Here is a 22537-nt window from a genome sequence, read left to right as displayed (position 1 = left end):
TAGTGACTCCCATTCGCGTAATCGTGATCGATGACTCGGCATTTATGAGGAAAATGATTACCGATATACTAGAAAGTGATAGTCGTATACACGTAATTGCAACAGCTAGGAATGGGGAAGACGGACTGAAGAAAATACAGGAGTTATCACCAGATGTCGTAACACTAGATGTTGAAATGCCAGTTATGGACGGCATCACTGCCCTGACACAAATCATGGATACAAATCCATTACCGGTAGTTATGCTATCTAGTTTAACAAAGGATGCAACAAATAGTACATTACAAGCGATTACGAGTGGTGCTGTAGATTTCATCACGAAGCCATCAGGTTCCATATCCTTAGATATCGCTACGATTAAGCAGGAAATTATTACAAAAGTAATTGCTGCCTCACAGGTTGATGTAACCAAAAAACGTGAGACTACAGAAACACCCAAACTAGTTGCTACGAAACAATTATATGCCAAGACACTAGTATTAATAGGTGCATCGACCGGTGGTCCACGGGCACTGCAGCGGTTAATAATGGACCTACCCAATGATTTTTCTAGTCCAGTACTTATCGTACAACATATGCCAGCTGGATTTACGAAGTCATTAGCTGAAAGATTAAATAATCTCTCTGCACTACATATTAAGGAAGCAACACATGGAGAAATAATAAAAGAAAGAACAGTTTATATAGCACCAGGCGATTACCATATGAAAATTAGAAGAGTAGGAACTTCCCATGCTATTGAACTAACAGGTGAAAAGGAGAGAGCAGGGCACCGCCCAGCGGCTGATGTGCTTTTTGAATCTGCTGCTGAAATAGCTCGTATGAATAAAGTAGCAGTAGTACTTACAGGAATGGGGAGTGATGGTTCATCAGGGATTGAAACATTAAAAATGCACGATCCTGATGCCATTGTATTAGCTGAATCAGAGGAATCAGCAATTATTTATGGAATGCCAAAAGCAGCAATTAAAACAAATGCTGTTAATTATATAGTTCACTTACATCAAATGGGAGAAATGATTTACAAGTTAACCAATAGATCTGGGGGGATGTAAAATGGATACTACACAATATTTAGATGTTTTTATCGATGAAAGTAATGAGCATATAGAAGTGCTTTATAAGAAGTTACTAGAATTAGAGAAGGACCCTAACGAGAAAGCCATCATAGAAGAGATTTTCAGAGCGGCACATACGCTCAAAGGTATGTCTGCAACAATGGGTTATAATGACTTAGCAACGTTGACCCATACACTAGAAAATGCATTTGATGCAATACGCTATGACCGTGTTCAAGTACAGTCTGATATGATTGATTTATTGGTTGATACGGTAGATCACTTAAATACGATGGTAGAAGATATTGCAAGTGGGGGAACTGGTTCACTAAATGTAAAGGAAATTGCTAGCAAACTAGAAATGATTGAAAAGGGTACGCCTATTTCAGAACCGAATAAAGAGATTAAGTTAGAGGTTGAATCTCCGACTATATCCAATGTATTTACAAACTTAGATGCATTTGAGTTATCTATTTTAAATGAGTCAAAAGAACGAGGATTCCAAAATTACGAGATTACAGTTCAATTACGCGAGGATTGTTTATTAAAAGGTGCACGAGTCTTCATGGTTTTTGAAGTCCTTGAGCAACTAGGAGAAGTAATCAAGTCCGAGCCTTCTGTTAATGATCTAGAAGAGGAGAACTTTGATGACACATTTTCTGTCATTTTAGTAAGTAATCAAGATACAGAAGAAATCGCGAAAAAGATTAAAAAAGTATCCGAAATAGAAGAAGTTTCGATATCTGATTTTTCTGTTAGCAATTATCGAGAAACAAATGAGAGTGAAGTATTACCAGCACCAACTGAAGAGGAAAATACTTCTGTAACGGAAAATAAGGTTGAGAAGAAAGATAAGGAGCAAGAAACGAAAAAAGCATCCCACAACAATAAAACGATTCGGGTTAACATTGATAAATTAGATGTACTAATGAATTTATTTGAAGAGCTTATTATTGACCGTGGGAGATTAGAACAAATTTCAGTAGATTTACAAAATGCTGATCTGAAAGAAACAGTGGAACGCATGGCGAGAATATCAAGTGATCTACAAAACATCATTCTTACAATGCGCATGGTACCAATTGATACCGTATTTAGTAGATTCCCTAGAATGGTTCGTAAACTAGCTAGAGACTTAAATAAACAAATTGATATCGAAATTATCGGTGCAGATACGGAGTTAGATCGAACGGTAATAGATGAAATCGGTGATCCAATTGTTCACTTGCTAAGAAACGCTATTGATCACGGGGTAGAATCTCCGGAGGAAAGAATTCGTAAAGGGAAGCCTGAGAAAGGTACGATTGAATTAAAAGCATACCATAGTGGAAATCATGTTTTCATCGAAATCTCTGATGATGGTGCTGGAATAAATAAAGATAAAGTCTTACAAAAAGCGATTAACAATGGCATTTTGACAGAATCTGCTGCAGAAGGTTTATCCGAACAACAAATTTATGAATTAATCCTAGAAAGTGGATTTTCAACTGCCGATAAAATCTCTGATATTTCGGGTCGTGGTGTCGGACTTGATGTTGTGAAAAATACAATTGAGTCACTAGGTGGACGTATTTCCATTGACTCAGAATATAATAAAGGTTCGGTGTTCTCGATTCAATTACCACTTACCCTAACCATTATCTCGGCATTGTTAGTTGAATTAAATAAAGAAAAGTATGCCATTCCATTGTCTTCTATTATTGAAACGGCAATTATCTCAAAAGAACAGATTTTATCAGCACATCATAAGAAAGTTATTGATTTTAGAGGAAAAGTAGTTCCTTTAATAGATTTAAAAGGTATCTTTGGTGTGGAACAAGAAGCAGCCCCAGATGAATATACATCGATTGTGTTTGTGAAAAAAGGTGAAAAGATCGCAGCGCTAGTCGTTGACTCATTCATTGGACAGCAAGAAATCGTCTTAAAATCACTAGGATCATTATTAAGCAATACTTTTGCCATCTCTGGAGCTACTATTTTAGGAGATGGAGAAGTGGCATTAATTATTGATAGTAACGCAATTATTAAATAAGGAATTTTAATTTGAGGGGGAAAAGAAATGAGTAATGAAACAGTAACGGAAAAGAAAGTGATTGTATTTCAATTAAAGGATGAAGAATTTGCAGTATCTGTACAACAAATTGGGTCAATTGAGCGTATTCAAACCATTACACGCGTGCCCAATACGGCACACTTCGTAAAAGGTGTTATTAACTTAAGAGGTGTTGTGACACCAATCGTTGATCTTCGTTCCCGTTTAGGAATAGAAGAGGCAGAATATACAGAATCCACTCGTATTATCATCGTTAATTTAGAAGATATGGAAGTAGGATTGATTGTAGACGCAGCTAATGATGTAATTGATATTTCAACCGAAACAATTGAGCCTGCACCAGAAGTGATTGGTGCTGTTAATGCAGATTATATCGAAGGTGTAGCTAAGCTAGAAAACCGATTATTAATCTTGCTAGACCTTAGAAAGGTTCTAACGAACGAGGAAATTAATGAGTTAAAAAATGTAGAAGGTTAAATCATATGAATTATCAACAACTTTCCCATTTACAGCTAGACGCATTAAAGGAAATTGGAAACATTGGTGCAGGTAATGCTGCAACTTCCATGTCAAAGCTAATACAAAAAAAGGTTGACATGGAAGTACCAAGTATTGATATTGTCGCATTTGATGAAGTGATGGAAATGGTTGGTGGTGCTGAAAAAATTATCGTAGGTATTTTATTTCAAATACTGGGCGAGGCACCAGGAATGGTTTACTTATTGTTCTCTATGGAGGAAGCAGAGACGCTTGTACAGGAAATGACCAACAATAATGAATTTACGTTATTTCCTGAAGGTGAACAGGATGAATTAGCTGTCTCTGCTCTTCAAGAAGCAGGAAATATGATAGCTGGATCTTATTTATCCGCGCTTTCTGATTTTACAAATATTAATATGCAACCATCTGTGCCGCATTTTAGTGTAGATATGGCTGGTGCAATTTTGACTGTTGGGTTATTACAGGTATCCGAGGTTTATGATTATGCTATTATCATCAACACGAAAATGAATGATGCGGAGAAAGTACAAAAAGGTATAAATGGACAGTTGCTGTTACTTCCATCGCCAGAATCATTCAACAAAATTTTTCAAGCTTTAGGAATTCAAGAATTATGAGTAAACAGTCTGTCGTAAAAGTAGGAATAGCGGATTTAAATATTGTAACAGCTCCTGATGTTATTAGAACGTCAGGGTTAGGATCCTGTGTAGGAGTAGTCATTTTTAATAAAAATAAACAAATAGCAGGCATGGCACATGTCATGCTACCAGATTCTAATCTCGGTAAACAAGCGACAATAAATCGATATAAATATGCAGATACCGCTATTGATATCTTAGTTGAAGAACTGATGAGTAGAGGTATCCGGAAACCACAATTACAAGCGAAAATTGCTGGTGGTGCACAGATGTTCCAAATTAATACGGGGAATGACATGATGCGAATTGGTAAACGCAATGTAGAGGCGGTTTTGACTAAATTAGCAGAACATAAAATTCCTGTTATTTCCTCTGATGTAGGCGGGAATTTTGGTCGTACAATTGAATTTGACCCACAGACTGGCCTTTTAAAAATACGGACGATTACCAAAGGTGAACACGTAATTTAATCGTACAAGATCGGATGACAAAAACTAGGACAGGGAGGAGCATTTCCTTTGGGTACAAAAATCTCTCCTCTAGAACAAGATTTATGGAATAAATGGAAACATAATCAAGATGACGATGCAGCAAATCAGTTAATCCAACAGTATATGCATTTGGTTCATTACCATGTAGAAAGAACGATGAGTCATTTGCCAAATAGTGTCATGAAAGATGATATAAAAAGCTTAGCATTATTCGGATTATATGATGCATTAAAAAAGTTTGATCTTGACAGGGATTTAAAATTTGATACGTATGCATCCTTTCGAATTCGAGGAGCCATTATAGATGGATTAAGAAAAGAAGATTGGTTGCCACGTTCTATTCGGGAAAAAACGAAAAAAATTGAACAAGCTACTCAAAAACTTGAGCAGCTATACCAACGAGAACCAACTTCAATGGAATTAGCCAATGCTCTAGATATGTCTGTTCAAGAAGTTGAAACGTACGTACGAGATTCGCTTTTTGCTAATATGCTTTCCATCGAGGATAAACCAAAGGATGGTAAATCCGAACATAAAGAAGGAATCGGCTATGCCATTCCTGATAACAAATCGGTTCAACCTGATGAACATATTGTAAAGAATGAACAATACAAAGATTTAGCTGATAGTATAAAAGGTTTAAAAGAGAATGAACAAATGATTATTAGTCTTTTTTATCAAGATGGATTAACCTTTACCGAGATAGGGCAGGTTCTTGGCTTAACAACTTCTAGAATCTCGCAAATTCATAAGAAGGCAATTTTTAAATTAAGAAACAAGCTTCAAGAAGCTTTATAAGGTTGATGTCTATTTAAAGGAGCAATAAAGTAATGATTGATCTTCGCGAATTTTTCAATATAAACATCTCAGCAGATCGTATGGTAGCCGAACTCGTATATACGGAGGAGTATCTTGCAAATCAAGAATTGGAAGTTACAGCTGAGTCTGTTACGAAACTACTTGCAGAATATAATATCAAATATGGCATTCAACAATCGAATGTAGACCAATTGGTTTCCAATATTACGCTGGAGGATTTTCCGTTAAAGATTGCAAAAGGAAAAGAACCTATTCACGGAATAGATGGCAAAGTAGATTACAAGATTAATTTTCATCCTGAGATTGAGAAAACGGATAATTGGAACTTTCGAGATGTCATGCAGATCCCCTCCGTAGAAAAAGGGGACAAGCTAGTAGAAATTTCGATGCCGACTACTGGTGTTGAGGGAATAGATGTGTATGGGAATGTAGTTTCTAGTAAACCTGGAAAACCAGTAAATTTGAAACCCGGTAAAAATGTTCAATTTGATGAGAAAAGTCAATCCTTCTTTGCTGAAGAAGTTGGTCAGGCAAGTATGCATGGGAACCTTATTCAAGTTCATCCTGTATATGAGGTAACGGATACTTTATCGATGAAAGAGGGTAACCTGGACTTTCCTGGAACTATTGTCATTCGAGGGAATGTCCCTTCAGGTTTTAGGGTACATGCTGGGGGAGACGTGAAAATATATGGCATGGTTGAAGCTGCTACTATATTAGCTAAAGGATCGGTTTACATTTCAGAAGGATTTTCAGGTCTCCATAAGGGATATATGGAAGCCGGTGAGAATATTCATATTGGCTATATTAACCAAGGAATGGTTCAGACGGCGGGGAATTTATATGTTGAAAACTCTATACTTCATAGTGATTGTGTGGTTGGCCGTGAATTAGTTTGTGAACGAGGTAGTATTATCGGTGGGCAAATATCTGCAGGGGAATCGATTCAAGTGAACCATGTTGGAAATCATATGAATACCAAAACAGTCCTCGTCCTTGGAAGAAGTCATAAAGAATTAGAAAAGTTAGAGAAACTAGAGGCTGAAAAGAAGGAAATTGAAGATACGCTGGAGAAATTATCTATAATTGGTGATAAATTGAGCCAAACTCCTAATCTTGAATCCAATCCCCAATTGGTTGCGACGTTAAAAAGGCAAAAAGCATCCTATGATAAAAATCAAGCACAGTTAAACTCAGTAAACGAACAGCTACGTTCTATGGCTAGCAACTCCGATTTGAATCAGGCTAAATTAACTGTCACTGGAAATTTATATGGTAATACCACCATTACATTTGGTAAATATACTAGAGTAATGAATACGGAACATGCACAAGTGGAATTTGAGCTTCTTCGAAATGAAATCTATATGCGTTCTATTTAACAAATGTTCCAAAATTTACTGATAGCTTGTTTGTATAGTGAAGGAAGTGATATAGGATGAGTTGGAAATCTGTTGAAATGCAGGTTGCGCTTCCAAGAACACAAGATGCAGGTAAACTACAAGAACAAATGCTTAAATCAAATCAGCATTTTCAGGAAGCATTGGCCCAGAGCCAAGTGAAACAAGACAATCAAAAACGAAAAAAAGTACAAGAGTTTGATGATATCCAATTACAAAAAGATAGCCAGAAGGGTGGTCCTGTACCTGGGGATAAGAAGCAACATAATCAAGAGGATAACACAGAGCAAGACCCTACAATCAAACACCCTTACCTTGGGAATAACTTCGACATTAGGAGCTAATTGATTTATGACATCATTTTTATTTATTGTGAGCTTTTTATTACATATTATATCTATTGTAGCTATCTATGCATTAAGTAAACAACTATCCATGAATAAGTCGAAAGATAGTTCGGAATTTATAAGTCTCATGGAAAACTATCTAGAAGAAATCAAGGAAGAAAATAGACGCTTGCAGAAGGAATTAGCCAATATCCAGCCCACTGCCAAGAATGAAGATGCCCCTATAAATGTAGAGGATGAACCTTCTTTAAAAGTGGAAGAACATGAAGAAATACCAACCAGTCTACCAGGGAGCGATATTGTAAAAGATGAGGTAGAAGTATCACAGCATTCCAGAATTCTACAACTTTATAAAGAAGGATTAGGCGCCGAAGAAATAGCGCGAAAATTAGGCTGTGGGAAAACAGAAGTAGAATTAATTATAAAGTTTCAAGAAAAAAGTAATATATAGCTTGATATCAATAATTCAGTATGATATATTTATTTCTGGTGTAAATACAAACTAATTATTTATAACCACACACGTTTGTTGATTTGTATAAAATGGTGCCGTATAGGTCTTTATACAGAAATGATGCAAACGGAGGAAAAAACCAAGGAGGAAAAAATAATGTCAGTAATTTCTATGAAGCAATTACTAGAAGCTGGTGTACATTTTGGACATCAGACACGCCGTTGGAACCCAAAAATGAAGAAATATATCTTCACTGAGCGTAACGGCATCTATATCATCGATCTTCAAAAAACAGTTAAGAAGGTTGAAGAAGCTTATAACTATGTGAAGGAACTTGCTGCAAATGGTGGTACTGTTCTTTTCGTAGGTACTAAAAAACAAGCACAAGATTCTGTTAAAGAGGAAGCAATCCGTTCTGGAATGTACTATGTCAACCAACGTTGGTTAGGTGGTACATTAACAAACTTCCAAACAATTCGTAAACGTATTAACCGTTTAGTAGAAATTGAAAAAATGGAAGAAGATGGAACGTTCGAAGTTCTTCCTAAAAAAGAAGTTGTCGGTTTATTAAAAGAAAAAGAACGTCTTGTTAAATTCCTTGGTGGAATTAAAGACATGAAAAAACTTCCAGATGCTTTATTTGTAATTGACCCTCGTAAAGAGCGTATTGCAATTGCTGAAGCACATAAATTAAACATTCCAATTATCGGAATCGTTGATACGAACTGTGATCCAGACGAAATTGATTATGTGATCCCAGCAAATGATGATGCTATCCGCGCTGTAAAACTTCTAACAGGTAAAATCGCAGATGCTATCCTTGAAGTAAAACAAGGTGAAGAACTAGAAGTAGCTGAAGAAGCTCAACCAGAAGAAGAAACAGCTGTTGCAACGGAAGAAGCTTAATTTCTGAAAAGGTCAGGTGATAAGAGGATAAGCCTTTTATCACCTTTTTTAAAGAAGTAAATTTATAAACCGAAAGCATATTAACAATAACAAAGATAATGTTAATAGAGACAATTATAAGGAGGATTCACAATGGCTATAACTGCACAATTAGTAAAAGAATTACGTGAAAAAACAGGTGCTGGAATGATGGATTGTAAGAAAGCACTAACAGAAACAAATGGTGATATTGAGAAAGCAATTGACTATCTACGTGAAAAAGGAATTGCTAAAGCAGCTAAAAAAGCTGACCGTATTGCAGCTGAAGGTTCTACATACATTGCATCTGAAGGCAATACAGCAGTACTTTTAGAAGTGAACTGTGAAACAGACTTCGTTACCAAAAATGAACAATTCAAACAACTACTAGTAGATTTAGGAAGTCATTTACTATCTCAAAAGCCTGCTACTGTTGAAGAAGCACTACAACAAAAGCTAAATGGTGACGGTGAAACAGTAGAAACTTACATCAACTCTGCTGTTGCAAAAATCGGTGAAAAAATCTCTCTACGTCGTTTTGAACTTGTAACAAAAACTGATAATGATGCATTCGGTGAATACCTTCATATGGGAGGCCGTATTGGGGTTCTAACTCTATTAGAAGGAACTACTGACTCAGCAGTTGCTAAAGATGTGGCGATGCATGTTGCAGCAGTAAATCCTAAATATGTTTCTCGTGAAGAAGTATCTGAAGATGTGATTAACCATGAGCGTGAAGTATTAAAACAACAAGCTTTAAACGAAGGTAAACCAGAAAACATCGTTGAAAAAATGGTGGAAGGTCGCTTAGGTAAATTCTTCGAAGAAATTTGCTTACTTGAACAAAGCTTCGTTAAAGATCCAGATCAAAAAGTTAAAAAATATGTAGAAGCAAAAGGTGCTTCAGTTAAAACATTTGTTCGTTATGAAGTTGGAGAAGGAATGGAAAAACGTTCTGAAAACTTCGCAGAAGAAGTAATGAGCCAAGTTAAAAAATAATGATAAAAAACAATAGGGGACATCTAATGTTCCCTATTTCACCATGAGCACATAGATTATGGTACTATGTTTAAATCTATTTCAAGTGGAGGTTATTATGACAACAGCTCGTTACCGTAGAATTGTACTTAAATTAAGTGGTGAAGCTTTAAGTGGAACCCAAGGATATGGCATTGAACCTAAAATTATTCAGTCTATTGCAGAACAAGTAAAAGATGTTGTTAGTCTTGGTGTAGAGGTTGCTATTGTTGTCGGTGGTGGCAACATCTGGCGTGGTAAAGTTGGTAGTGAAATGGGAATGGATCGAGCAACCGCTGATTATATGGGAATGCTTGCAACCGTAATGAATTCACTTGCATTACAAGATGCACTAGAAACAATCGATATTCCGACACGTGTACAAACATCCATTGAAATGCGCCAAGTAGCAGAACCATATATTCGGAGAAAAGCAATTCGCCACCTAGAGAAAAAGCGTGTTGTCATTTTCGCTGCGGGTACTGGTAATCCTTACTTTTCAACAGACACCACAGCAGCATTACGAGCAGCTGAAATAGAAGCAGAAGTAATCTTAATGGCTAAGAATAATGTAGATGGTGTTTACTCAGATGATCCTCGCTTAAATAAAGATGCTAAAAAATACGAGAACATTTCGTATATGGAAATGTTAAATGAAGGCCTTGGGGTCATGGACTCCACAGCTTCAACATTATGTATGGAAAATGATATTCCACTAATTGTATTCTCTATTACAGAAGAAGGAAATATTAAAAAGGTTGTCCAAGGTGAGACAATCGGAACGATAATAAGGGGGAAATAATCATGACAGATCAAATTATGAATGAATGCCAAGATAAGATGAATCAGGCTGTACAAGCATTTTCTAGAAATCTTGCAACGGTAAGAGCTGGTAGAGCGAATCCTGCTATTCTAGACAGTGTATTTGTTGAATATTATGGTGCTAACACACCACTTAATCAGTTAGCAACTATATCTGCTCCTGAAGCTCGTTTACTTGTTATTACTCCTTATGATAAAACAGCAATGGGGGATATCGAAAAGGCTATTCAAAAGGCTGATTTAGGTCTTTCCCCATCCAACGATGGAAATGTGATCCGTATTAACATCCCACCACTTACAGAAGAACGTAGAAAAGATCTTGTGAAAGTAGTTGGAAAATATGCCGAAGAATATCGTGTGCAAGTAAGGAATATTCGCCGTGATACAAATGATGCACTGAAAAAGGCAGAAAAAAATGGCGACCTCACAGAGGATGAACTAAGAGCTTCTCAGGACGATGTTCAAGAACAAACCAATAAGCATATAGCTGAAATTGATCAGTTAGCGAAGCAAAAAGAACAAGAAATTATGGAAGTTTAAGCTTGTAATATTCTATTATTTTAACTAATGAAATAGTAGAAGCCTAAAGTTCGCTACTTATTAGCGAACTTTAGTATTACTAATAGTTGGTACAATAAATTATACTATGTCGAGAGGCTAAATTGTTAAAAGTATATAGCTTACCAACGTATAAATAAGAGGCTGGGACAAAACAAAAACAAAGGTAATAAAAAACGAACAATCACTACATTAGCCCCGGAAATATACGGAGACTCCTGTGGGAGGAAAGGGCACGGTTGAGACCCCGGAATAGCGTTAGCTCTGAAGAGGCTCACCAGCCGCCCACCAACCGCAAGTATATTTCCGGGGCGGGTTTGATGCGCTAACTTTCGTGTTCGGTTTATCCTATGTTAGAAATAGTTTTGTCCCATCCTCTTTTGTATTCTCTTTTCATTAACGTTATAATGGGATTTATACATTTGATGATGTTTAATAGTAAAGAGTGAACGATTTTATGTTAAAATATAGTAATAATATGTCCAGTCATATCTGTTAGTTATGATACATACATATTATAGAATTTCTATATGCATTAACACCAGTGTTCGGAGGAACTATGCCAATGAAACTTCCTTTTTTTAAATCGAAGAATGAAGAAAGATTTATACAATCTGAAGAGTTAACCAACGTACCAGAACATGTAGCGATTATTATGGACGGAAACGGGCGCTGGGCAAAACGAAAGGGCCTACCAAGAATTGCAGGTCATAAAGCAGGGATGGATGTCGTGAAAAAAACGGTCGAAACGGCCGTTAAATACAACATTAAGGTTCTAACTTTATTTGCGTTTTCAACTGAAAATTGGAGAAGGCCAAAACAGGAAGTAGAATACTTATTACGATTACCAAAGGAATTTTTACATATTTACTTACCTGATCTAATGAAAAATAATGTACGTATTGAGACGATAGGTGATTTTGATTCCTTACCAGATTATACGAAAGAAGCGGTAAGGTATGCGAAGGAAAAAACGAAGAATAATGATGGATTATTACTCAACTTTGCATTGAATTATGGAAGTAGAGATGAAATATTAAGCGCCATTAAACTAATCATGAAGGATTTTGATGAAGACAAATTTTCCCTTGAGCAATTAGATGAGGAACGATTATCGCAATATTTATATACTAATCATCTATCAGATCCGGATTTATTAATTCGTACAAGTGGAGAACAAAGACTTAGTAACTTCCTCCTTTGGCAATCAGCCTATACAGAGTTTTGGTTTACTGATGTATTATGGCCTGACTTTAATGAAGAAATATTTGTCGAAGCACTTATGGACTATCAGAATAGGTCTAGGCGATTTGGAGGTATTTAAGGTGATGTATCGTATATGAAGCAACGAATTCTGACAGGAGTTATCGCACTAATCTTATTTATACCACTTTTAATAATTGGTAACGAGCCATTTACGATTGTAGTATATTTATTAGCAACGGTAGGATTGTACGAACTCCTTAAAATGCATAAAATAAATTGGTTTTCCCCACCGGGTTTACTAGCTATTATATTATTATGGTTACTATTATTCCCGGCAGCGGATGTAGACTTTACCATTTCTTTCCTTAATAACACTGCACAAATAATCGTAGTATTTGTTTTTGTCTTACTTGCTTATACAGTATTACTAAAAAACAAATTTACGTTTGATGATGTCGGCTTTGTCTTATTAGCTGTATTTTATGTTGGAATGGGGTTTTTCTATTTACTCCAAACAAGAAATGGTAGTGATGGACTAGCTTATATCTTTTTTGCCTTCTTATTAATATGGTCTACTGATACAGGGGCATATTTTGCAGGACGGGCTTTAGGAAAGCATAAATTATGGCCAGAAATAAGCCCAAACAAAACAATTGAAGGGGCTGTCGGTGGGATTATCCTTGCGATAGTAGTTGGGGTAATTTTTCATTTGATTTATGGCTTTCCATATAGTATAACTGCGATTATTATTATTTCGATAATGGTTTCCGTTTTTGGTCAAATTGGAGATTTAGTTGAGTCAGCATTTAAGCGTCATTACGACATTAAAGACTCAGGGAAGATTTTGCCAGGACACGGTGGGATTTTGGATAGGTTTGATAGTGCTATATTTGTATTTCCTGTTCTCCATTTAATCCTACAACTAATAACTGGAAACTAAGTGAGGGTTAGATACTTTTTTCTACTTCAATAAAGGAAGGTGTTAGGCTTGACAACAGTAATTGCGTTTATATTTATGTTTGGGCTTTTAGTATTCGTCCATGAATTGGGACATCTAATCTTTGCAAAGCGTGCTGGTATGTTAGCTCGCGAGTTTGCAATTGGATTCGGTCCAAAAATATTTGCCTTTATGAAAAATGATACCTTATACACAATTCGGTTACTTCCAATTGGTGGGTATGTGCGGGTTGCAGGAGATGATCCAGAAATCATCGAACTAAAGCCAGGTCATCATATCGGTTTGGAATTTGATGATGAAGGTAAAGTAAATAAAATAATTGTAAACAACAAATCGAAACACCCCAATGCCAGAGTAATTGAAGTAGAAAAAGTGGATTTAGACCATGAATTAATCATTCAAGGTTATGAAATTGATGAAGAAGATGAGCTTTTACATTTCGATGTAGATCGTAAGGCATTATTTGTAATGGACGAAAAAGAAACATTAATTGCTCCATATGACCGACAATTTGCATCGAAAACACCTGGCCAACGAGCAATGCAATTGTTTGCTGGTCCAATGATGAATTTTCTTTTAGCAATAGTTATCTTTATTATACTTGGTGTTGTACAAGGTGTTCCGGTGGATGAGGCAAAAATAAGCCAAATTCAATCCGGTAGTCCTGCTGAAGAAGCGGGATTCCAACCAAATGACGAGATTATTCAAATTGATGAGCAATCGATTTCTACTTGGGAAGAATTTACAACCATTGTACGGGCAAATCCTAGTGAAGAACTTGAAATGACGGTATTACGTGATGGTGAGACACTTAACTTAATGGTAGTTCCGAATGAAGTAGCTCCTATAGAGGGAGAAGGAGAACCAATTGGCCAGGTTGGTGTTACCCAGGCAATGGAAAAAACTTTCTGGGGTTCCTTTAAATATGGTGCTGAAAAAACCTATGAAACAACTTCAATGATCTTAACGAACCTAATGATGCTGATAACAGGTCAGTTAGGAATTGATATGCTATCTGGACCAGTTGGTATATATGATGCAACAGACCAAGTGGTACAAACTGGTTTTATGAATTTCTTAATGTGGACGGCAATTTTAAGTATTAACTTAGGTGTTGTTAACCTTGTTCCGTTACCAGCACTAGATGGTGGAAGGCTGTTATTCGTTGGAATTGAACTTGTTCGCGGAAAACCAATGGAACCAGAAAAAGAAGGGATATTCCACTTTGTTGGCTTTGCGCTACTAATGCTACTGATGATTATCGTAACCTGGAATGATATACAACGATTGTTCTTGTAATAAGTTGATACAACGCGATACACTCAACCACTTACCGTTAATTCAGGTAGGGTATAGTAAATTAAAAATATTACCATTAAGAAATGGTTGTATCTATTGATAAAAGAAGGTAGTATAGAAACAGAATAGGTAGAGTAACTGGGACCCTTGTCTTCATTTTAATGACAAGGGTTTCCATCGTTTCATAATATCCTGATTTGCTTAAGAGGCAGGAGGAATATAAGAATGGACATATCAAAAAAAGAGAAAATGAAATTATTGCTTCAGCAAATTGAAATGCCTGGGGAGCATGTTCAACAGTACTTTCAAGACAGTTCATTAACCAAGTTAGAAATCTTTAAGATAAAAAAAATATGGCATTTTCATATAGAAGTTGAGAAGGTTCTCCCTTCCAAAATCTATCAAGAGCTGTTAACAAGATTAAAGCATGCATTTCAGCAGCTTGCCGCTATAGAATTAACCCTTTATCCAGGAGATAATCACTGTAGTGAAGAATTGCTATGTGATTATTGGCAATTATTTTTACAGTTAACCCCAGATATATCTCCAGCTTACAGAGATTTAGTTTTTAATCAAAAACCAAGAGTTAACGGTAATAAGATTATGTTAACTGCTAGAAACGAGGCAGAGGCGACAGCTTTAAAGAAACGTTTAGATGAGAATTTTAAAGCCTTCTGTCAAAAAGTTGGAATCTCTTATTACCCATTAACAGTAGATGTTAAAACGGAAATGGAAGAGATTCAGAAGTTTCGTGAGCAAAAGTCTATTGAAGACCAAAAACTCATTCTAAAAACGATACAAGAAAAAGAAAAACGTGATAAAGATCGAAATGTGGAAGAAAATCAGCCATTTGTCATAGGATATAAAATCCAAGATGATGTAGTAGAGATGCAGGAAATCCAAGAGGAAGAAAAACGGATTACCGTACAGGGATATGTCTTTGATGTTGAGATCCGCAAATTACGATCTGGAAGAAGCCTATTGATTGCCAAGGCCACTGATTATACCGATTCCTTACAAATTAAAATGTTCTCTAGAAACGACGAAGATGCAGCGAAGTTCGAACAGCTTAAAAAAGGAATGTGGATTAAAGCAAGGGGAAGTATTCAAACGGATATGTACTCTAACGAATTAGCCATGATGGCTAATGATATGCATGAAGTACAAGTTGCTTCACGCCAAGATACCGCTGAGGACGGCCAAAAGCGAGTCGAATTTCATGCTCATACAACAATGAGTCAACTAGATGCGGTCGTTTCACCAGCTAGACTTGTAGAACAAGCAGCTAAGTGGGGGCATAAGGCGATAGCGATTACAGACCATGGAGGAGTACAAGGCTTTCCCGAGGCGCATAGTGCTGGTAAGAAGCACGGGGTTAAAGTGTTATACGGGGTAGAAGCAAATTTGGTTGATGATGGTGTTCCGATTGCTTATAACGAAAGTGATGTCGATTTATTTAATGCAACCTATGTTGTTTTTGACGTGGAGACAACAGGACTTTCGGCTGTATATGATACAATAATTGAACTTGCAGCAGTAAAAATTCATCAAGGAGAGATAGTCGATCGCTTTGAATCGTTTGCTAATCCACATCACCCGTTATCTCAAACAACAATTGATTTGACCGGAATTACCGATGATATGGTTAAGAATGCCCCAGAGATAAATGATGTTTTAAGAGATTTTTACAACTGGAGTGGTGACGCAGTATTCGTAGCCCATAATGCAAGCTTTGATATCGGATTCTTAAACCAAGGATATAACAAAATTGGGTATGACAAAGTAACTAATCCGGTGATTGATACGCTAGAGTTAGCTCGTTTCTTATTTCCAGAATTAAAAAACCATCGATTAAATACGCTGTGTAAGCACCTAGACATTGAATTAACACAGCATCACCGCGCTATTTATGATGCGGAGGCTACTGGTTATTTACTATGGAAGTTGGTACAAGCTGTTCTAAACAAAGAGATTACGAACCATAATCAACTGAATGATCATATGGGAGAGGGGAATGCGTATCAACGCTCAAGACCCTTCCACTGTACCTTAATCGCCAAAACACAAGAAGGATTAAAGAATTTATATAAATTAGTATCGTATGCTCATATTGATTATTTTTACCGGGTACCACGTATTCCACGCTCTGTTTTACAAAAGCATCGTGAGGGAATCTTAGTTGGTACTGCTTGTGATAAAGGTGAAGTGTTTGAGACGATGATGCAGACATCAGCCGAAGAAGCGGAAAAAGTCGCTGAATTTTATGATTATATTGAAGTACAGCCACCGAGTAACTATACCCATCTTCTAGAGAAAGAACTTGTTCAAAATGAAGCGCAAATTTTAGATATCATTAAAAAGCTTGTGGCGCTAGGAGAGCGAATGAATAAAAAAGTAATTGCCAGTGGTAATGTTCATTATGTTGATGATCATGAGAAAATGTATCGGCAAATTTTAATCGCATCACAAGCGGGTAATCCTTTAAATCGTATTACATTACCTGATACGCCGTTTCGAACAACTAATGAGATGATGGAATGTTTTAGCTTCCTAGGAAAAGAGAAGGCAGAAGAAATTGTCGTTCAAAATACACAAGCACTTGCAGATGAAATAGAAGAAATTTCACCGGTGAAAGATGACTTATATACACCGAAAATAGAAGGTGCCGATGAAGAAATTAGAAACTTATGCTATTCACGAGCAAAGTTTATTTATGGTGATGACATTCCGAAAATCGTGACAGATCGTTTAGAGAAAGAGTTAGATAGTATTATTAGTAATGGCTTCGCTGTTATCTATCTGATTTCTCATAAACTAGTAAAAAAATCGCTAGATGATGGATATCTGGTAGGTTCAAGGGGCTCAGTTGGGTCATCTTTTGTAGCGACGATGACGGAAATCACAGAGGTTAATCCTTTACCACCTCATTATGTATGTCCAGATTGCCATTATAATGAATTTATTACAGATGGTTCGTATGCTAGTGGATTTGATTTACCTGATAAAGCTTGTCCAAATTGTGGAACATCGCTTAATAAGGATGGGCAGGATATACCATTTGAAACATTCCTAGGCTTTAAAGGAGATAAAGTACCTGATATTGATTTAAACTTCTCTGGTGAATACCAACCAAAAGCTCATAACTATACCAAGGTATTATTTGGCGAGGATTATGTGTATCGTGCGGGTACAATTGGTACAATCGCGGAAAAGACTGCGTATGGTTATGTAAAAGGCTATGCATCTGATAAGAGCCTAGTCTTTAAAAATGCAGAAGTTGATCGATTAGTGAAAGGTTGTACTGGTGTAAAGCGTACCACTGGTCAGCATCCAGGTGGTATCATTGTAGTACCAGACTATATGGAAATCTATGATTTTACACCGATTCAATTCCCTGCAGATGATCGTAAAAGTGAATGGAAAACCACACACTTTGACTTCCATTCGATTCATGATAATTTGTTGAAGCTTGATATACTAGGACACGATGATCCGACCGTCATTCGTATGCTTCAGGATTTAAGTGGAATAGATCCTAAAACGATTCCAACGGATGACAAAGAGGTCATGAAAATATTTTCAAGCACGGAATCGTTAGGTGTTAAGCCAGAACAAATAAATAGTAAGACAGGTACATTAGGTGTACCAGAATTTGGAACAAAGTTTGTTCGTCAGATGTTAGAAGATACAAAACCAAAAACCTTCGCTGAATTAGTTATTATTTCTGGACTATCGCACGGTACGGATGTATGGTTGGGGAATGCCCAAGAATTAATAAACGATGGTATATGTCAATTACCAGAGGTTATTGGATGTCGTGATGATATTATGGTGTATTTAATGCATAAAGGGCTGGAAGCATCACTTGCCTTTAAGATAATGGAATCCGTACGTAAAGGGAAAGGCTTGCAGGATGAGTGGATTGTGGAAATGAAGAAGCATAATGTACCAGATTGGTATGTTGAATCTTGTAAGAAGATTAAATATATGTTCCCTAAAGCCCATGCAGCCGCTTATGTCTTAATGGCAGTACGTATTGCTTATTTCAAAGTACATTATCCAATTTTCTTCTATGCTGCTTACTTTACTGTTCGTGCAAGTGACTTTGACTTGGACACAATGGTTAAAGGATCGGAGGCTATTCGTAAACGTATAGAAGGGATTAATGCAAAAGGAAATGATGCTCCACCTAAAGAGAAGAGTTTATTAACGGTTTTAGAAGTTGCCCTTGAAATGTGTGAGCGCGGATTTTCTTTCCAAAAAGTGGATCTATATAAATCGAAGGCTAGTGAATTTGTTGTAGAAGGTAACACGTTAATCCCACCATTCAATGCAGTGGAAGGACTAGGAACGAACGCAGCTATCAACATTGTAAAAGCAAGAGAAGAGGGAGAATTCTTATCCAAGGAAGATTTGCGAGAAAGAAGTAAAATTTCTAAAACAATACTAGAATATTTAGATAATCATGGTTGTTTAGAAGGCATGGAAGAGAAAAATCAGCTTTCATTATTCTAACAATAGTTTAGGTTTGAGAGGTGACTTAATGTGGTATATACATTGGGGTGCTACCTCTCTTTTTTTCTATGTCATCTACCATAGCTGTCGAAAGTTTCACCTATAATTTTTCTTGAAAATAACGTTTGTATCCAGATATAATAATTTCAAATATAGAAGGAAGTGTGTCTAGTGCCTAATTTGATTAAAAGTGAAGATCTTCATGATTTTCTAGTTTTAAATCGGCCTTCATTTGAAGAAAGGTTACTTAGTGTTGCTGTTAATGTACGGGATAAGATTAATGAGATACATGTAATTGGTAATATAAATCTACTGGATAATGCACATCAACTTGTACTTTTAATCGTGGATGGTAAGCTTGATGAAGTAGAGGAGTTTGCGAAAAAAGAAGGCATAGTTTGGGCTAAGCATGCCATGACACTCAGCTTCAAATTGGAGTGGATTCGAGCAATCCGTAAAACGTTCTGGGAGTTTTTATACCATTTTGATACCCTTAACGGTCATAAGGTAAAGAATAGCGAAAACTTCTATACAGAAACGAGTATATATAATGAGCTGGTCGACTCATTCACCAATAGCTTTTTTATTAGCTATTCCAAGTATAAAGATGAGTTAATTGAGAAACAGCAAAAATTAGTAAACAATCTTTCTGTGCCAATAATTCCGATAACCCCAGACGTTAGTATTCTTCCACTGATCGGCACGATTGATACGAATCGGGCAAATGTAATCGAGGAAAAAGTCTTATTTGAAGTTGGTCGAATGAGAATTCAAACACTGATTATGGATCTATCTGGCATAGCCGAAATGGACAACGAAGCAATTCGGTTATTCCTAAAATTGTTAGATGGTGTAGGTATGATGGGAAGTAAATTAGTCATCACTGGTTTAAGGCGAGAGATTGTTCGCAATATGATTAAACTAGATGTAGAATTCGGTGGTAAAGCAACTACAAAGGCTTCCCTTCAAAAAGCTTTACAAGATTATTTAAAAATCGATACTAATCATAGTAGGGAATCCCTAGTTGATTTATTTTCCAAATAAAGAAATGTAAGGGCTATTTCTTCGTTATTTTCTTGCATAGCCATATTACTTATGGTATATTTTAGTAGTAAGTATCGATAGTATCGGACAAAAGAGTGGGCATTCCCACTCTTTCTTCGTAATCTGCCTACGTTGTGTAACATTCCCTTGCCTATTGGCAAGGGTTTTATATTGGTTTATCTTTTTAAATGAAAAATAGGCAGTTAGTCAATAATAAGATATAGTAAGTACAGCTAGAGTTAAAAGGAGGAGGGTTAGACTTGAGCTCTCAGGTTGTCAAAACAACAGAAGAACTAGTTAGGCCAATTCTAGAAGAAAAGAATCTAGAGTTAGTCGATATCGAATATGTAAAAGAAGGAAAAAATTGGTTTTTAAGAGTCTTTATTGATAAAGAAGGCGGAATAGACATCACCGAATGTGGCGAAGTGTCCGAGCAATTGAGTGAAAAGCTAGATGATGTTGACCCTATACAGGAAGCGTATTTCCTAGAGGTATCTTCACCAGGAGTGGAACGCCCCATCAAAACTGTGGAAGACTTTGCTAAAAGCATAAACAAAAATGTTTATGTAAAGTTATTTGAACCAATTAATGGTGAAAAGGCATACGAAGGTATTTTAGTAAATTTCTCAAACAATGTTGCTACTATTGAATACAAAGTGAAAACACGTAAGCATCAAGTAGAGATACCATTTGAGAAAATTGCAAAAGCGAGACTCGCAGTTACATTATAAGGGGGAAAGAAGAAAATGAGTAGTCAATTGTTTGATGCAATTGAAAATTTAGGTAAAGAAAAAGGTATTGATAAGGAGATCTTAATTGAAGCTTTAGAAGCTGCTTTAATATCTGCTTATAAAAAGAATTTCAAGTCCGCTACAAATGTTCGTGTTGAATTAGATAAAAAATCTGGTACAATGCGTGTGTTTTCACGAAAAACAGTTGTAGAGGAAGTATTGGATAACCAACAAGAAATTTCGTTAGAGGAAGCTAAGAAAATTAATCCTAATTACGAAATTGAAGATATTATAGAAGTTGAAGTGACGCCAAAGGATTTTGGTAGAATTGCTGCACAAGCTGCTAAGCAAGTAGTTACACAACGTGTTCGTGAGGCTGAACGAGGGGTTATCTTCAGTGAGTACTCAGACCGTGAAGAAGATGTAATGACTGGTATTATTCAACGCATTGACCCTAGATTCGTATATGTGAATTTAGGTAAAATTGAAGCGAAATTACCAGAGTCTGAACAAATGCCAACGGAAGAATACCAGGTTCATGATCGCTTAAAAGTGTTCGTAACAAAAGTTGAAAACACTAGTAAAGGACCGCAAATATTTATTTCTAGGTCACATCCAGGTTTACTGAAACGCTTATTTGAAATGGAAGTTCCTGAAATTTATGATGGAATTGTTGAAATCAAATCTGTGGCTAGGGAAGCGGGAGATCGTTCTAAAATCGCAGTATTTGCAGAGGACCCGGAGATTGATCCGGTTGGTTCTTGTGTTGGTCAAAAAGGGCAACGTGTACAAACGATTGTGAATGAATTAAAAGGGGAAAAAATTGATATAGTAGAATGGTCAGAAGATCCAGTAGTGTATGTTTCAAATGCACTAAGCCCTTCTAAAGTCATTGAAGTACTAGTCAATGAAGAAGAAAAATCTACTACTGTCATTGTACCTGACTATCAGTTATCACTTGCAATTGGAAAACGCGGTCAAAACGCAAGGCTTGCAGCTAAGCTAACCGGTTGGAAGATTGATATTAAGAGTGAAACAGAAGCTCGTGAAGAAGGCCTGTTAACAGAGCAAAACGATACAGATTACGCAGCTGTCGAAGAGGATTTATTCGAATAGGGGAGAGAAATATATGGTAGCAAAACGAAAAACTCCAGAGCGTAAATGTGTAGTAACAAATGAAATGAAGCCAAAAAAAGAGTTAATCCGTGTTGTTCGGAATAAAGATGGAGAGGTCTTTGTAGATGCTACCGGAAAGAAAAATGGTAGAGGAGCCTATTTAACAAAAGACCTAGAAGTAATTAATAAGGCAGAGAAGACAGGTGTACTTAGTAAGCATTTAAATGTACAAATAGATGAATCCATCTATGAAGAACTAAGAGCATCTATTAGTGATAATCATGAAAAGTAATTATTTAAATATTATTGGGATAGCATTTCGAGCCGGTAAATGTTCTACAGGGGAAGAAACGATTGTTAAAGACATACAAAAAACTAGAGCGAAATTAGTACTTATAGCAAATGATGTAGGTCCCCAAACACGTAAAAAACTGACAGATAAATGTCACACATATGGCGTTCCATATGTGATTGTATCCGATGATCGAGAAACATTATCAAATGCTATCGGAAAATCCCATAGAGTAGCTATTGCAATATTAGATGACGGTTTTGCAAATAAACTAGAATCTCTACTCGGGTAAAT

The 22537-nt window shown here is 36.4% G+C and carries 22 protein-coding genes; all 22 read left to right on the top strand.

Annotated features, from left to right (window positions below):
• The first annotated feature begins 2 nt into the window (after positions 1 to 2).
• The 22 genes from KGF86_RS07400 to KGF86_RS07295 all read left to right on the top strand — a co-directional run bounded on the left by KGF86_RS07400 (position 3) and on the right by KGF86_RS07295 (position 22535).
• On the top strand, positions 3 to 1055 hold the full coding sequence (locus KGF86_RS07400) for a protein-glutamate methylesterase/protein-glutamine glutaminase (RefSeq protein WP_211741596.1): 1053 nt from the start codon (positions 3 to 5) through the stop codon (positions 1053 to 1055).
• Position 1056: 1 nt separating this feature from the next.
• On the top strand, positions 1057 to 3090 hold the full coding sequence (locus tag KGF86_RS07395; protein WP_211741482.1) for a chemotaxis protein CheA: 2034 nt from the start codon (positions 1057 to 1059) through the stop codon (positions 3088 to 3090).
• Positions 3091 to 3117: 27 nt separating this feature from the next.
• Positions 3118 to 3588 (top strand): chemotaxis protein CheW, encoded by a 471-nt coding sequence (locus KGF86_RS07390; RefSeq protein WP_211741481.1) that lies wholly within the window; start codon positions 3118 to 3120, stop codon positions 3586 to 3588.
• A gap of 5 nt (positions 3589 to 3593) precedes the next feature.
• Positions 3594 to 4229 (top strand): chemotaxis protein CheC, encoded by a 636-nt coding sequence (locus KGF86_RS07385; RefSeq protein ID WP_186868692.1) that lies wholly within the window; start codon positions 3594 to 3596, stop codon positions 4227 to 4229.
• The gene (locus tag KGF86_RS07380; RefSeq protein ID WP_186868693.1) at positions 4226 to 4720 is read left to right on the top strand and encodes a chemotaxis protein CheD; all 495 of its coding nucleotides are present in this window, start codon (positions 4226 to 4228) and stop codon (positions 4718 to 4720) included. Before KGF86_RS07385 ends, KGF86_RS07380 begins: the two co-directional genes overlap by 4 nt.
• A 48-nt stretch (positions 4721 to 4768) precedes the next feature.
• Positions 4769 to 5539 carry a FliA/WhiG family RNA polymerase sigma factor gene (locus KGF86_RS07375; protein WP_186868694.1) on the top strand — a complete coding sequence of 257 codons (771 nt, stop codon included), beginning with the start codon at positions 4769 to 4771 and terminating at the stop codon, positions 5537 to 5539.
• A gap of 32 nt (positions 5540 to 5571) precedes the next feature.
• A complete protein-coding gene (locus KGF86_RS07370) occupies positions 5572 to 6942 on the top strand; it encodes a flagellar assembly protein A (RefSeq protein WP_211741480.1) in 1371 nt (456 codons plus the stop codon).
• A 56-nt stretch (positions 6943 to 6998) separates the two neighbouring features.
• Positions 6999 to 7304, top strand: a complete 306-nt coding sequence (locus KGF86_RS07365; RefSeq protein WP_186868696.1) for a hypothetical protein — start codon at positions 6999 to 7001, stop codon at positions 7302 to 7304.
• Between the two features lie 7 nt (positions 7305 to 7311).
• Positions 7312 to 7758, top strand: coding sequence for a DUF6115 domain-containing protein (locus KGF86_RS07360; RefSeq protein ID WP_186868697.1), 447 nt, complete (start codon positions 7312 to 7314; stop codon positions 7756 to 7758).
• A gap of 159 nt (positions 7759 to 7917) precedes the next feature.
• Positions 7918 to 8667 (top strand): 30S ribosomal protein S2, encoded by a 750-nt coding sequence (rpsB, locus tag KGF86_RS07355; protein WP_211741479.1) that lies wholly within the window; start codon positions 7918 to 7920, stop codon positions 8665 to 8667.
• A gap of 132 nt (positions 8668 to 8799) precedes the next feature.
• The gene (tsf, locus tag KGF86_RS07350; protein WP_211741478.1) at positions 8800 to 9684 is read left to right on the top strand and encodes a translation elongation factor Ts; all 885 of its coding nucleotides are present in this window, start codon (positions 8800 to 8802) and stop codon (positions 9682 to 9684) included.
• A gap of 97 nt (positions 9685 to 9781) precedes the next feature.
• Complete coding sequence (gene pyrH / locus KGF86_RS07345) at positions 9782 to 10504, top strand: UMP kinase (protein WP_186868700.1); 723 nt, start codon at positions 9782 to 9784, stop codon at positions 10502 to 10504.
• Positions 10505 to 10506: 2 nt separating this feature from the next.
• Positions 10507 to 11064, top strand: a complete 558-nt coding sequence (gene frr / locus KGF86_RS07340; protein WP_186868701.1) for a ribosome recycling factor — start codon at positions 10507 to 10509, stop codon at positions 11062 to 11064.
• A 577-nt stretch (positions 11065 to 11641) separates the two neighbouring features.
• Entirely contained in the window at positions 11642 to 12406 is a 765-nt protein-coding gene (uppS, locus tag KGF86_RS07335; RefSeq protein ID WP_186868702.1) for an undecaprenyl pyrophosphate synthase, read from the top strand.
• 15 nt (positions 12407 to 12421) lie between these two features.
• A complete protein-coding gene (locus KGF86_RS07330; RefSeq protein ID WP_186868703.1) occupies positions 12422 to 13228 on the top strand; it encodes a phosphatidate cytidylyltransferase in 807 nt (268 codons plus the stop codon).
• Between the two features lie 48 nt (positions 13229 to 13276).
• Complete coding sequence (gene rseP, locus KGF86_RS07325) at positions 13277 to 14545, top strand: RIP metalloprotease RseP (RefSeq protein ID WP_186868704.1); 1269 nt, start codon at positions 13277 to 13279, stop codon at positions 14543 to 14545.
• Between the two features lie 225 nt (positions 14546 to 14770).
• Entirely contained in the window at positions 14771 to 19060 is a 4290-nt protein-coding gene (locus KGF86_RS07320; protein ID WP_211741477.1) for a PolC-type DNA polymerase III, read from the top strand.
• 171 nt (positions 19061 to 19231) lie between these two features.
• Complete coding sequence (locus KGF86_RS07315) at positions 19232 to 20104, top strand: STAS domain-containing protein (protein ID WP_211741476.1); 873 nt, start codon at positions 19232 to 19234, stop codon at positions 20102 to 20104.
• A gap of 260 nt (positions 20105 to 20364) precedes the next feature.
• A complete protein-coding gene (rimP, locus tag KGF86_RS07310) occupies positions 20365 to 20835 on the top strand; it encodes a ribosome maturation factor RimP (protein ID WP_186868707.1) in 471 nt (156 codons plus the stop codon).
• A 15-nt stretch (positions 20836 to 20850) separates the two neighbouring features.
• Complete coding sequence (nusA, locus tag KGF86_RS07305; protein ID WP_211741475.1) at positions 20851 to 21951, top strand: transcription termination factor NusA; 1101 nt, start codon at positions 20851 to 20853, stop codon at positions 21949 to 21951.
• A 13-nt stretch (positions 21952 to 21964) separates the two neighbouring features.
• On the top strand, positions 21965 to 22243 hold the full coding sequence (gene rnpM, locus KGF86_RS07300; protein WP_186868709.1) for an RNase P modulator RnpM: 279 nt from the start codon (positions 21965 to 21967) through the stop codon (positions 22241 to 22243).
• Entirely contained in the window at positions 22233 to 22535 is a 303-nt protein-coding gene (locus KGF86_RS07295) for a L7Ae/L30e/S12e/Gadd45 family ribosomal protein (RefSeq protein WP_186868710.1), read from the top strand. The genes rnpM and KGF86_RS07295 overlap by 11 nt, the downstream gene beginning before the upstream one ends.
• Positions 22536 to 22537: the final 2 nt, after the last annotated feature.

The sequence above is a fragment of the Ornithinibacillus massiliensis genome (assembly GCF_018310345.1).
Lineage (GTDB): Bacteria > Bacillota > Bacilli > Bacillales > Amphibacillaceae > Ornithinibacillus > Ornithinibacillus massiliensis.
Note: the sequence above shows the minus strand (reverse complement) of the source record. Positions and strands in the feature narration are given on the sequence as shown.